The sequence below is a fragment of the Marinomonas pontica genome (assembly GCF_026191375.1).
GTDB lineage: Bacteria > Pseudomonadota > Gammaproteobacteria > Pseudomonadales > Marinomonadaceae > Marinomonas > Marinomonas pontica.
In genome coordinates this window covers 90,756-104,039 of the sequence record NZ_JAODTL010000053.1, presented here as the reverse complement: position 1 = coordinate 104,039, position 13,284 = coordinate 90,756, and the positions used below count along the sequence as shown (strand labels likewise).

Annotated in this window: 9 protein-coding genes and 1 pseudogene; all 10 read right to left on the bottom strand. The window is 45.6% G+C overall.

Going from position 1 to position 13,284, the window contains the following annotated elements; all coding sequences use genetic code 11:
* Positions 1-554: 554 nt before the first annotated feature.
* The 10 genes and pseudogenes from N5P32_RS15525 to N5P32_RS15480 all read right to left on the bottom strand — a co-directional run bounded on the left by N5P32_RS15525 (position 555) and on the right by N5P32_RS15480 (position 13,279).
* Positions 555-1,439: a flagellin N-terminal helical domain-containing protein gene (locus N5P32_RS15525; protein WP_265729926.1), complete on the bottom strand. Its 885-nt coding sequence runs from the start codon at positions 1,437-1,439 to the stop codon at positions 555-557.
* A 463-nt stretch (positions 1,440-1,902) separates the two neighbouring features.
* Entirely contained in the window at positions 1,903-3,441 is a 1,539-nt protein-coding gene (locus tag N5P32_RS15520) for an HD-GYP domain-containing protein (RefSeq protein WP_265729925.1), read from the bottom strand.
* Positions 3,442-3,462: 21 nt separating this feature from the next.
* Positions 3,463-4,773, bottom strand: coding sequence for a flagellar hook-associated protein FlgL (flgL, locus tag N5P32_RS15515; RefSeq protein ID WP_265729924.1), 1,311 nt, complete (start codon positions 4,771-4,773; stop codon positions 3,463-3,465).
* 4 nt (positions 4,774-4,777) lie between these two features.
* Positions 4,778-6,754: a flagellar hook-associated protein FlgK gene (gene flgK / locus N5P32_RS15510; RefSeq protein WP_265729923.1), complete on the bottom strand. Its 1,977-nt coding sequence runs from the start codon at positions 6,752-6,754 to the stop codon at positions 4,778-4,780.
* A gap of 108 nt (positions 6,755-6,862) precedes the next feature.
* Positions 6,863-7,810 (bottom strand): flagellar assembly peptidoglycan hydrolase FlgJ, encoded by a 948-nt coding sequence (gene flgJ, locus N5P32_RS15505; RefSeq protein ID WP_265729979.1) that lies wholly within the window; start codon positions 7,808-7,810, stop codon positions 6,863-6,865.
* 54 nt (positions 7,811-7,864) lie between these two features.
* Entirely contained in the window at positions 7,865-8,953 is a 1,089-nt protein-coding gene (locus N5P32_RS15500; RefSeq protein ID WP_265729922.1) for a flagellar basal body P-ring protein FlgI, read from the bottom strand.
* A 49-nt stretch (positions 8,954-9,002) separates the two neighbouring features.
* Complete coding sequence (locus tag N5P32_RS15495; protein ID WP_265729921.1) at positions 9,003-9,851, bottom strand: flagellar basal body L-ring protein FlgH; 849 nt, start codon at positions 9,849-9,851, stop codon at positions 9,003-9,005.
* Between the two features lie 13 nt (positions 9,852-9,864).
* Complete coding sequence (gene flgG / locus N5P32_RS15490; RefSeq protein WP_265729920.1) at positions 9,865-10,650, bottom strand: flagellar basal-body rod protein FlgG; 786 nt, start codon at positions 10,648-10,650, stop codon at positions 9,865-9,867.
* Positions 10,651-10,700: 50 nt separating this feature from the next.
* Positions 10,701-11,443: pseudogene (flgF, locus tag N5P32_RS15485) on the bottom strand (flagellar basal-body rod protein FlgF).
* A gap of 138 nt (positions 11,444-11,581) precedes the next feature.
* Positions 11,582-13,279 (bottom strand): flagellar hook-basal body complex protein, encoded by a 1,698-nt coding sequence (locus N5P32_RS15480; protein ID WP_265729919.1) that lies wholly within the window; start codon positions 13,277-13,279, stop codon positions 11,582-11,584.
* Positions 13,280-13,284 lie beyond the last annotated feature (5 nt).

The window sequence follows — 13,284 nt, the reverse complement described above, 5'->3', positions numbered from 1 at the left end:
CCCCACGGTGCAGCTCAGAAAAAACGCCAGCCATAGCAACCCTTTTTTGGGTACGCCAATATCCAACACAATCACGTTGATTGCGTTTTCATCGTGCCGCGCTTTCATAGTTGTATGAAGGCTATGCGATACCATCCCCATGTCGTCTAATTCACTCTCATGTTTCCTATATCCAAACTCGATTGTTATTAGGTTGCTTTTTTTAGACGGCGATGCCCGTGTCAGACACAAACACAACTCGACAAAAAAGACGTTCAAGACGTCAACTCAACCCACTCAAAGCTCATCTCATAGCCGATCTAGAGCAACGACACACCATAACGGCAGCCTCTATCACCCATAAAACACCTATGGCATAAGCCTAAAAAGCCACTCCCAACTCACCCAAATGCCTTAAAACGGCACTATTTGGGCAAAAAAAAGCCGGGTGAAATAATCACCCGGCATAAGAGGCACCTCTAGGAGAGAGAAGTAGCCCATTTTCCGAGAAAAACTCGAATCATTTGTAAAAGCTGCAGTCTAGTGCCGCTTCACATCATTCTGTTATCTGCTCATTAGTTACCTAATAAAGACAGCGCAGTCTGTGGACGCTGATTCGCTTGAGCAAGGATAGTACTGCTTGCTTGCTGAAGAATTTGCGTGCTTGTCAGATTCGCCGTTTCCTGAGCAAAGTCGGCATCTCGCACTCGTGCTCGTGCAGCCGATACGTTCTCAGAGATATTACTCAAGTTGGTAATGGTTGAGCTGAATCGGTTTTGTACCGCACCAAGTTCTGCCCGCTTAAAGTCCACCGCAGAAATCATGTCATCGATGATCGCGATCATACTTTGCGCGTTCACAATAGTAGACACAGAGGCCGTATTCACATCGATCTGAGCTTGCGCTTGGTTCGATAAACCCGACATGGTGAAACCGTTGTTCGCTTGGTAATCAATAGAGTTATTCGCCCCACCAAATTCTAATGAGAAACTGATCGTTTGGTTGGCATCGGCACCGACCTGGAATATACCTTGGTAAGTACCATCTAGTAAGTTTGCTCCACCGAACGTCGTGGTTGCTGCAATTCGGTTAATCTCTTCGGACAATTGCGCCATTTCTTGTTGTAGCGCGACACGGTCTTTGTCTGAGTTAGATCCGTTTGCTGCCTGAATGGACAAAGTACGCATACGTTGTAGCATGCTGGTTGTTTCGTCCAAGGCCCCTTCCGCTGTTTGCGCTAGGGAAATACCATCGTTTGCGTTTCGAACAGATTGGTTCAAACCATTAATCTGAGAAGTCAAACGATCCGAAATTTGAAGACCCGCGGCATCGTCTGCTGCGCTGTTAATTCGACGACCAGATGACAAGCGTTGGTATGCCGTGTCAAGGTCTCGACTAGAGTTTGAAAGTAGTCGCTGAGCATTCAGCGAGGATACGTTAGTATTTACATATAAAGCCATTTTTTCTCTCCTAAAATCATTTTTTTTAACGAGACAACCTTTTGATTTAATTAGTTATTTGGTTTTTGTCTCTTATTAAAGTTATCGACACGTTTGCGCTGACCTTTAATATTTTTTAATGCTTTTTTTAAGTTTTTTACATTTTCTAAAACCTAAAAAAGCGGCACTCAAAGTTATCGAACTCAATGCCAATAACTTTAAGAAAAAACATTAAAAACAGCCAAATTAGTGATAAAAATTCACATGGAGAGAAACAGAATTGAAACAGCGCCAAGCTCTATAGGCTAACGCAGTGATTGTGACTATTAAGAAAGCGGTGAACGGTGAACGGTGAACGGTGAACGGTGAACGGTGAACGGTGAACGGTGAACGGTGAACGGTGAACGGTGAACGGTGAACGGTGAACGGTGAACGGTGAACGGTGAACGGTGAACGGTGAACGGTGAACGGTGAACGGTGAAGGCTAGGAAATGTGATTAATAAATTGAAGCCCTACAGATTGAGGATCCACTTCTTTTTCAATCACCACCTCTGTGCGTAAGTTGGCCGACTTATTAAGCTCAATATCGGATGACTCAATAAACGCCTTGTTGGTCATACTGTACACCTGTCGAACCAACGACGGCTGAAACTCTTTATTAAGCGTCAGTACAAAACCGACCCGCCCATTAGACAGCAAAACACAAGAACCAACAGGGATGCGCCCAATACTCTTTAAGAACACGCCGAGCAATTGCTTATCGAACGCTAAACCTGACTCTTTTTGCATCTGCTGGTAGGCCTTAATAGGCCCCATTGACGGCTTATGCGGTTGCTCCGATGTCATGGCATCGTAAGCATCAATGATCGCTGCTATTTTTCCATACACTGAGATTTCCTGATCTTGTTTCCCTTCTGGATAACCTGATCCATCAATTTTTTCGTGATGATCTAATAGCATTTGATACACCGCCTTAGGCACCCCTTCACACTTTTGCAAAATTTGCTCGCCAAACTGTATATGCTTGCGGAACAAATCAAATTCTGCATTCGTCATTTTAGAAGACTTAGTCACCATGGCCATCGGCAATCGGAAGCGGCCCAAATCAAATAACAAAGCCCCCAGCGTAATCACTTCAATGTACGCTCTTGATAGCTTCATGGCTTTCGCAAAATGAATCCCCAACACAGCCATCCCCATGGCATGCTGCTCCAGATACGTTGAGGCGTCTTTTATATGACGAATCGCCATCAAGGAGAAGTTATTCCGGGTATGAGACTCAATCAAACGGCGACAGAACTTCATCAGCTCCAACATTTCTAATTGTTCACCCCGTCTAAAACGCTCTACTTGAGTGACTAACAAGGCATGCCCGTCTTGAAAAAGCTTTAAAGCCGTCGCAGTTTCTGCATCAAATGAAGTAGGAATCAATTTAGTATCAACAGGCTCTTTTTTCATGACTGTCGATTTTAATGGTACGGATTCAGCCAAAGGAGAAACGTTACTTTTGACACTTTCAGCATTAGAACGATGGCTCATGCGATCTTTATAACTAAGAATGTACTCTCTTGTTTGCTCATTGAGCTCTTGGCGAAAATAACGAAACAAGCTTTGCCCACGAGCATGCTTACTGCGTAATTCTTTGGTATTTAAATCTGGATTGAGTTTTTTTAGACTGCGAACGGAACGCCCACTTGCGATAGACATGCACAACACCAGAAATCGCTCTTGTGCATCGTAAAGTCTTTCACGTCGGCTATTTAATAATTTGTCATCCGTAAAATACGGATCATAAGGAAGGAAAGAAGAATCTAAATCAGAACGTAAAAGATCAAAAGCCACTTGGCGCATGGCCACACTCACAATACGATCTTTTCGTCCATGAAGTTTAATAAGGCTTTGAACACGCTTACTGTTAACAACTTTTTCTTTGATGCCCAAAATGCTGAGTATTTCATCGATGTCAAAATACCCAACGTTGATATCAGCCCCAAAACAGGACTCAATTTTAAATGCTGACATCTTTTACCTATACCTTAGAACTTACATTTTATTAAAGAGAGAAAGGTTACTCATGCGAGTGAACACTTTCTGCGAAGCGCTTAATGCAGACTCTTTCATTGTCAATTCCGTTGCCGCAGCCGCAATATCCAATCCCCCCACACGATCCTGAGCGACCGCATTTGACAATTGATTTGCTGAGCTAAAATCTTCTCTATCCCTAAGAATATTCAAACGCGCACCGACGGATGAACGACCTTCCCCCACTTTAAGTTGCGCGTGATTAATGCTGGTTGTCGCATCAAAAAACGCTTGTTGGCGCGCTTCATGAGTCGAATTGCGATCTTTTAATACCGCCAAGGTATCATTAATTTCATTCAGGACATTATCGCGTCTTGGTTTATCCAAAGCGACATCCACACTGGCACCTGGCTGCCCTCGCATTAAAAATGACATGCCACCAAAGTTAATCGGCCGGCCGGCAGTATAAGACCCGGATGCCACCACTTCGCCTTGGTTATTAGTGATGCTGAAGGTTCCTGGCGTGCCATCAAATGCGCGTCGTCTTTCCTGATCCTCTCGTGTGTCTGAGCCAACATACGTTGAATCCACCGGCGGCGGTGTCGTGCCGTCAGCAACAACTGGAGACGTTGTTATTTGATATAAATTTGACGCTGGATTTTCAGGGTCATAATAATCCGCCATAAACTGATCAAAATCCCCCTGATTTTGTACTTTAGTCGACAAAGACACATCGCCCGTTAATAACTGAGAGGAAAAAGTTCGATTTGTCCAAATATCCTGAAAAAGCTTTTTTCCTGAATCACTAACAGGGATTTTCATGTCTTCAGCGATTTGCGCGTACTTTATTCCTTCATTGCCAGTCCATTTGTATCGACCTTGACTGTCCAAAACAAAAGGTGGTCCCTGAGTGTCCGTACCAGCAAAAATATAATTGCCGTCCGCACTTTTTGAATTCATCAGTTCAGCCATAGACTCGGTGATCAAACCAACCTCTTGAACAATCGCGTCAATGTCTTCTTGTGTGTTGATGTCGTTTTGGGCTTGCATTAAAAGCGACCGCACATCATCCATCGAGTCATTAAGGCTCTCTAATGCAACTTCTTGATACTCTAAACTGCTCGTCGCCATTTTAATGGAATCATCAAACAACTTTAGGCGATTATTGCTGCCTTCATACATGAGTATTTGGCTAGCACCAACGGGGTTGTCACTTGGCTTAATGATGTCGGTTTGCGCTGAGATTTTTTCTTGTGCTTTAAGAATTTTCTCATTCGCTTGGCCAATGGATCGGCTTGACTGACTGTAAATTAAATTATTCGTCACTCGCATACACTTACCTCATAATTCCAAGCAGAGTTTCGAAGGTGGTACGAGCGGCAGTCACCACTTGAGCCGAGGCCGAATAAGATTGCTGATATTTCAGTAGATTCACGGCTTCCTCATCCAAACTCACGGCAGACAATCGATCTCGTCGATTGATGCTGTCGTTCATGATAATTTCGCTCGACTCTGCATGCCCAGCTACTTCTGCGGTTTTACTGCCCACATAGGAAATAAACCCTGCAAAGGCTTTTGACAAGTTCGCTTTTCCAGCCACGATAGATTTATTTTGGAGGTCAACCAACGCAAGTCCATTAAAGTTATCAGATGGCCCTAGATTGTCAGTACTAATAGAGAACTCGTCGCCCAGCTGTGGCATAGAAGACACAGACACATCAAAGCCCGCCTCGTCTGCCAAACCCGCCTGCTTCAGTAGATCGGTATACTGAGTCACATTGTTTACAGTCGCAATATTAACACCTGAAGCATCACGAACCACATAAGAGCTAGGTGATGTAAAATAAATTTTATGGGGCGCACTTGGGTACAAAGAGCCGTCCGACGCAAACGCAGAAGAATCTGGACGCGTATTGCTTACCGACGTCAGAGATATTCTTGCGTCCGATAAATTCTCCGAACTAGTGCTCACTCCAACTGGCGCACTCAGCGCGAGAGCATCACCATTTTTTGCCTGAAGGCTAAGATTCGTCGCCGCGCCTTCGGTGGGAGAAAAACGAAAAACATCATCATGATCAATAGCGCTTAAATCTGCCAAGCGAATGTCCAGCCCAAGTTCATCAATTTTATAATACCCATCACTGTCCATTTTCATGGTGGATGGATCAAACAATGTCGATGGCCCAGTCGAGTTACCGTTTAGGTCAAACTGCGTGATGGCAAATCGGTTGTCGTCCGTTCTCGTTAATTCGTACGAATCTTTGGTGATTTTAGTGGCTTCGCCTGCTGACACCTTGACAGAAATACTTGGCAACTTACTGATATTGTCTTGGCTTGAGTAAATGCTGATTTTACCTAGACTAAAAAGGTCACGGCCAAAATTACCGTTCGCATCCAACCCTTTCGCGTTTTGAGTGTTCATAGCGTCTGCAATGGCAATGGCATGCTGCCCTAGAGTACGGTCTGCATACACACTGAATTCCGAGCGAAAATCCACTAAACCACCAATACTGCCGCCCAGGTTATCCGTTTTTAACCCTACATCGTAGTCACCAAAGCTCACCACCAAATCAATTTTTTTCGGATTCATTTGATTGGGAATCACTTTTAACTCTGTCGGATGCTGATCCATTACCAAAGGCTGGCCATCGGCCAATTGGATTGTCATCAAGCCTTTGTCATTGAATTGCGTTTTAATATCCAGATATTTGGACAAATCCTTCGCTAGCAACTCTTGCTGATCTCTCAGCTCATTGGCTGGAGAAATAGACAAGCCTTCTTGTCTAAGAATTTTTCCGTTTAAATCAGAAATTTTTGCGGTAATGGCGTTAAGATCAATCAAAGAAGAAGACAGTTGCTCGTCAACCAACCCCTCTTGGTTCGTTACCATACCCGATAGGGTTTTATATTGCTCAACCAAGTTATTTAAACTGGAATGGGCAAGCTGTCGCAAAGACGCAGAGGTGGGGTCATTATTTGCCGTCTGCAAAGCGTTAAATGCTTTATCCAAATACCCTGTCAACGCGACACTGTCTTCCGCCAACAGGTTATCAGAAACCGTCATCATAGAATGGTAAGTGTCATAATAAGAAAAATCAGACGTGTCAGAGCGCACTTGAGCACTGATAAAATTATCAACCAAACGTGACGTATCCCGAAGGACAACGCCACCCACTGGCGAACTAGAAGTGGATGTTCTTTGACGGCTATAGCCCTCAGTATCCACATTGGATGTATTCTGCCCAGTCGTATTAATACGGGCATTACTAGACTGAAGTCCAGACAAACCAATTGAATATAAACTTGAGCCCATAGCTCACACCCCTAGTACGTTTTTAGAAATTGCCTTGATATTTATTTAGCTCTATCGGCTATCAATGCAAGAACTTTACCAACGCTGTCAATTAGGGGGAATTATTTACTAAAGCCGTTGAAACCACTGACTTGAAAGGATGTTATCAATTTTTTCGGCGTATTTTGGATCCGTCGCATAGCCGCCTTGTTGCAAAGAAGCGGCAAACATTGACGCGTCATCTCCTGCCTCTAAGGCACCTTTGTACCGCTCACTTGAGGACAGAAAATGGGCATAATCTTCAAAGCTTTGGGAGAAAGAATCGTAGGCACGAAACGCCGCTTTTTCACGCTTGGCAACCCCATCACGAAACTCTAAGGTGTTCACCACCGCCCGATCACCTTGCCAACGACTGTCCGCTTTAATGCCAAACAGATTGAAGCTCGCCGTCCCATCTTCTTTTGCAATAGGGTATTTCCCCCATCCGGTTTCCAACGCAGCTTGAGCGAGTACAGCCTTAGGGTTAACGCCGAGTTTTTCGGCTGCACGTTGAGCATGAGGCCAGAGGTTTTCAACAAACTCTTGAGGTGAGGAGAAGACCACCGACAATGCGGATGGCGCAGCAACAGGAGTCGTCGACCCAGAGACGGAATCAACATGCGCTTTTTGTTCTGCTTCTTGTCGAACAGACTGAATAAACTCAGTGGACGCACGATGCGCCAGCGCTTGAATTCGCACTAAGTCTTGTTTAGCAACCTGATTCAAAAAATCAGTATCGCCTCTTTGTTTCGCTTCAGGAGAGCTTAATTGCCCCTGCTGTTGAGTTTGATATTGACGAATTAACGCCTCAGACAAACCGATACCACCAGACTTCGCCATGCTTTGCGACATCTGAGAGTCCATCATTTCTTGATATTGCTTAGTTTGCGCACTGGAAAACAGCCCACCGCCAATCGCTTCGTTTGTGCTGCGCATGTTCTTCAGCAACATATTGATAAAGATAGACTCAAACTGCTGAGCCACGTCTTTTAGCGCAGCATCTGGGTCTTTTTGAGCCTTAGTCTTTAAATCCGCCAGCGTCGAAAAGTCAGCAAAAAATCCTGCTTTGGCTGTATTGAATTCATCACCAAACTATATCACCACCAAATCAGCGTTAATTGCACCAGCTTGTTTTAAGCCTTCTAGGATTGCCATCACATCACCAGGAGCGGCACCCACCTGATTCACGGCACGCACAATATCGTTTAACGAAGCACCAGGGTCAAAGACAAACATATGACCGCTATTTGGAGCAATTTCAATCCCTTCTCGTGGTGAGACAATCGTTTGCCCTCCCGTCACAGTACCGTCTTGTCCAACGACAGGAGGAACGTCTTTGATGGTGACCGTCAAACTACCATGAGTAATGGCAGCGGGTGATACTTTTACATGCTGACCAATAATAATGGTTCCTGTACGGGAATTCACCACGATGCGCGCTCGCTCTTCGGCCACTTCCACGTCTAAATTTTCCAGAATAGACAAATAGGTAACCCGCTGGCTTGGATCTCGCGGAGCCGATACACGAATTGACGTAGCGTCCAATGTCGTCGCAACACCAGGACCTAAAAGATCGTTAATTTTATCGGATACTTGTTTGGCCGTTGTAAAATCAGGGCGATTCAGGTTAAACGTCAAGGTGTCGCCAGTATTAAAACTGCTAGGCACCACACGCTCCACACTGGCACCATTGGGTATACGCCCAACCGTTGGAACATTGACAGAGTTACGAGAGCCATCCGCACCGTTAGCACCTAAACCACCAACCACTAAATTACCTTGAGCAATCGCGTATACCGCTCCATCCGCCCCTTTGAGCGTTGCAAGCAACAAGGTGCCACCACGCAAGGCACTGGCATTACCAATAGACGAAGCGGTAACGTCGATTTTTTGACCCGGCTTAGAAAAAGCTGGCAAGGTTGCCGTTAACGACACCGCCGCAACGTTTTTGGACGTCGCGCTTACCCCTGCAGGCAATGTCACACCAAAACGAGACAACATACTTGCAAAGCTTTGGTTCGTGAATGGCGTACTGTCGCCCGTGCCGTTCAAACCGATCACCAAACCATAACCAAACAATTGGTTTTCTCGTACGCCTTGAACACTAGCGATGTCTTTTAAACGCTCCGCTTGAACAGAAAAAGACAGTAGATACAAAACAATTAGCGCTACGTGCTTCATCACATCACCTATTGAGAGGAACGAACCTCTCTACTGTTAGATCAATAAACTAATAAGGCATATCGCTGGAATTGAGCAAACGACTCACCCAACCTTGCTCACTGCCAGCGGCCACATCGCCTGTTCCCGAGTACGTAATTCTCGCATCTGCCACTCGTTCGGACTCAACGGTATTATCCGGGGAAATGTCTTGTTTTCTCACCATACCAGAAAAACGGATGTATTCGTCTCCCTGATTCAATCGCAACCATTTTTCACCACGCACTGCCAACAAACCGTTTGGATAGGCTTTATACACAGTCACCGAAATCGTACCACTCAAGCTGTTATTTTGGTTGGCTGAAGCATTACCAGAAAAGTCCGTACCCTGTTGCGGCAACGTTGTGTCCATTTTCAACTCTTGACCCAGGACCGTCGGGTTTTCGATTGTCGCTGACGAAGACTTAGACACCGTGGCTGCATTGGCTTTCGTTGAGGTGGTTGTCTCGTTTAAGTTTATGGTCAGGATATCGCCCACTTTACTGGCTTTTTGATCCCCAAAGAACACATCCCCCATACTGGTCTGGTAAATACCGCCCGTTGGGGCTTGAGATGGCGTCATGCCATTTGGGTAAACGGGTGCGTAATAAGGGTCATCCGATTGTATTGCCTGACTTAATTCTGGACCATTTAATGGGTCATTGGGATCTGGAATATAGCCTTTACGCTCCTCAGTCGGTGTCGACTCTGCTGGCGTTTCCTCCTCTCCAGTCACAGCGTCGATAACGGCATTCGTCACGGCTCCCGCTGCACCAGCAGCCGCGGCGTTTGCGACCGCTTGCTGGTTCACATCCCACGCAAGGCAACCCGACAAGCAAGCACTGAGCAAAACTAAGAAGGTAAATTTAATCTTCATCATATCCCACACGTTACTATAATTGCTGAATCGCAAAGCTCATCATGCCGTCAGCCGATGCGATGACTTTCGAGTTCATTTCATACGCTCGTTGCGTTGTGATCATATTGACAAGCTCTTCTATGGAATTCACATTGGACGCTTCAAGCATACCTTGACTAATAGTACCTAATGAATCGGTTCCTGGCACGCCAACCAATGGTGGCCCACTCGCGTTGGTTTCGGTGAAAATATTTTGCCCTACGGAGTTTAGACCGGTTGGGTTGATAAAGCCCGCAATGTTAATAGCCCCCACCTGTTGAGCATCCGCATTGCCATTTCTTCGTACCGACACGATACCGTCTTCCGCTATCATAATCTCAATCGCATCAGGGTCAATTTGGATCCCTGGTTCAACCACCAAGCCGCCAGAAGTGGATAGCTGACCTTGGCTATTTAATTGCAAACTGCCATCACGGGTATACGCAATCGTCCCGTCTGGCTGCAATACTTGCAGGAAGCCTTTCCCCTGTATAGCAATATCGAGCTGACGATCGGTCATGTTGTAATCGCCATTAGAAAAGTCTTTTTGAGTTGCTCCCACTTTCACACCAGTACCCAGTTGCAAACCGGATGGGAGTTCAGCGTTTTGAGCACTCAAGCCACCCGGCGCACGAACGGTTTTGTACATCAAATCTTCAAAGACCGCTCTGTCTTTTTTAAAGGCCGTCGTCGAAACGTTTGCCAAGTTGTTGGCAACAACGTTCAGTTGCTTATCCATTGCACTCAAACCGGTTTTACTGACCCATAATGCTGAATTCATAAAAGCCTCTTAATTATTCCACTGTTCTTTTAGGTATTTACCAATCTTGCTTAAGACGTACGCTGCAATATGCGCGCAGACGAATCAGCGTTATTTCGAATGGTATCCATCATTTTCACATTCATTTCAAAGCGGCGAGAAAGGTTCATAATGTGCGTCATTTCTTCGACGGCATTCACATTGCTGCCTTCAATGAAGCCACTCACTAGCTTCACATTAGGGTCAAGGTCGTAGGTTTGACCGTCCCTTGTGTGCAGCAAACCATCCTCTTCTTTGCGTAAGTTTTGTTTGTCTGGGTTAACCAATTTGATTTGGTTCAACACGGCCACTTCATTATTTGCTCCACCTTGTGGAACAATCGAAATAGATCCGTCAGCGGTGATATTAATGCTGTTCGCGGGGGTAAAAAAATAGGGCCATCAACCCCTGCCACTGGCAAACCTCGGCCTGTGACCAATTGCCCAGCGGCGTTAATTTGGAGGTCTCCCGCGCGAGTATACGCCTCTTGACCGGTTTCATCGTACACAGCAATAAAACCATCACCTGCAACCGCTACGTCTAAATTTCGACCCGTTTGGATCATGTCACCTTGAGTAAAGCGGGTTGCCGGGTTTTCTGTCATCGCATAGACGCGGCTAGGATAATAGTCGCCATAGACTTGCATAGAGCGAGCTTGTTCGAAATCAGAACGAAATCCTGTTGTACTGACGTTAGCGAGATTGTTTGCATGAATAGTCTGGGCATTCATGGTTTGAACACCACCACTCATTGCCAAATATAAAGCCTTATCCACTGCTATTCTCCTAGAAAAAATGACCACTAGGTGTAGTTGCTTTCAAAAACCATACCAACTTAAAAAAGACACGAAAAAAGGCCAAAAAAAAGCCAGAACAGCGAGGCTGTTCTGGCTTAAATCTCTCTCTCCAGAAAATTAACGAAGGTTTATTATCGTCTGAGTCACAGTATTTTCTGTTTCTAATGTTTTACTGTTTGCTTGATAATTACGCTGCGCCTCAATAAGCGCAACCAATTCAGACGTAAGGTCAACGTTAGACTCTTCTAACGCACCACCTTGTATTTTTCCTAATGTTCCACTGTTCGGACGACCAATGTCGGCTGGACCAGAACCCTTACTTGCCAACCAAGCGGTATGTCCAGACGGCATAAGACCGTCGGTACTGTCAAATGTTGCCAGCGCAATCTGGCCAAGTGTTGCCGTTTGTTGATTAGTATAATTGGCAACTAAAAAACCATCACTGTCGAACGAAACACCCTGCAACTCACCCGCTGAAAAGCCATTTTGCTCAAAGTTGTCTGTATTATCTAACGCGAATTGAGTGGAGCCAGTAAGGTCCATTGGTGTAATACGGCCACGATTGGTCGGATCCACCCCCATAATTTCTAGGGTAATTGGTGTCGCCACTCCGTACGGAGGAAGCCCACGATACGCGCCCATCAAATTACCCGCCGCATCAAATGACACCGTCGTGTCTTTCTCTAGAAATAACGTGTCCTCACCGGTCAAAGGGTCACTGTAGGACTCCTCACCATCCATTGTGACACGCATTTCGTAAGTATTGTCTTCGCCTTGTTTGATAAAGTAATAACCCAGAGTGTGAGACTCACCTAATGAGTCATACACCGTTCTGGTATTACCGTAGGTATAGGTATCAGGATTCAATGGGTCAAACGACTCACGCGCTACCGAACTAGGCTCACGCACTTCAGTCGGAGCAAGTGCAGACGCAATGGCCACACCACCCAATGTACCAGCCACCGCCAAAGGGTTTTTCGTCGCCGCCGCAATATCTGCAACACCAGGCTCTGTCGCACCAATGTACAGAAGCTCAAACGGAGCCTCATTCGTACCGTCACCGTTATAATCCGTACCACCATCAGCAGAATTATACGTGGCAAAGGTCTCACCCAAGAAGGCAGCACCCGTATCGTCCGTCAGATTGCCATCAACTGTCGCGTGAACTTTATAGGTGTTTGGCAATTCACTCTTTGAATAGTAGTACGTTACGATGTGAGACTTACCATTACCATCAACCACACCTTGCGTTTGCGTGTAGTTGTATGTATCTGGATTCATTGGATCAAAATCTGCCTTAATGTATGGCGGCACATCTTCGCTTTTCGAGTTAAGGTTAACTTTTAGATCCATCGACGTCGTTGCTTCAGGCGCAATCCTATCCGTCGGAACTTTTAAGTTATCTAGGTTACCACCCACCACGCCATCGACAGCGTTAAAGCCTTGCACATTGCTTCCCGTGTTGGTAACAAGAAAGCCATTTTCATCCAGCTTAAAATTACCCGCTCGCGTGTAAGATTGAGCAATACCAGCATCCAATATAAAAAAGCCAGCACCGTCGACCGCCAAGTCAAGGTTGTTGTCAGTATAAGATAAATTGCCCGGAGCGAACTCTTGTGACACTTTACTCACACTCACGCCCGAACCAATGCTGTTACCACTACCCGCGCCCAGCACGCTCGTGTTGTAGAGATCATCAAACTCAATACGTGACTTTTTAAAGCCCGTGGTATCGGCGTTGGCAATATTGTTACCTGTTACGCTTAAATAATCGGCAGATGCTTTAATGCCAGACAGTGCAGTATTGAATCCCATAATGC

Bases quoted from the DNA above. Each gene is read 5' to 3' on its own strand.
- N5P32_RS15525 (WP_265729926.1), bottom strand. From the start codon at position 1,439: ATGGCTTTATATGTAAATACTAACGTATCCTCGCTGAATGCTCAGCGA.
- N5P32_RS15520 (WP_265729925.1), bottom strand. From the start codon at position 3,441: ATGTCAGCATTTAAAATTGAGTCCTGTTTTGGGGCTGATATCAACGTT.
- flgL (WP_265729924.1), bottom strand. From the start codon at position 4,773: ATGCGAGTGACGAATAATTTAATTTACAGTCAGTCAAGCCGATCCATT.
- flgK (WP_265729923.1), bottom strand. From the start codon at position 6,754: ATGGGCTCAAGTTTATATTCAATTGGTTTGTCTGGACTTCAGTCTAGT.
- N5P32_RS15500 (WP_265729922.1), bottom strand. From the start codon at position 8,953: ATGAAGCACGTAGCGCTAATTGTTTTGTATCTACTGTCTTTTTCTGTT.
- N5P32_RS15495 (WP_265729921.1), bottom strand. From the start codon at position 9,851: ATGATGAAGATTAAATTTACCTTCTTAGTTTTGCTCAGTGCTTGCTTG.
- flgG (WP_265729920.1), bottom strand. From the start codon at position 10,650: ATGAATTCAGCATTATGGGTCAGTAAAACCGGTTTGAGTGCAATGGAT.
- N5P32_RS15480 (WP_265729919.1), bottom strand. From the start codon at position 13,279: ATGGGATTCAATACTGCACTGTCTGGCATTAAAGCATCTGCCGATTAT.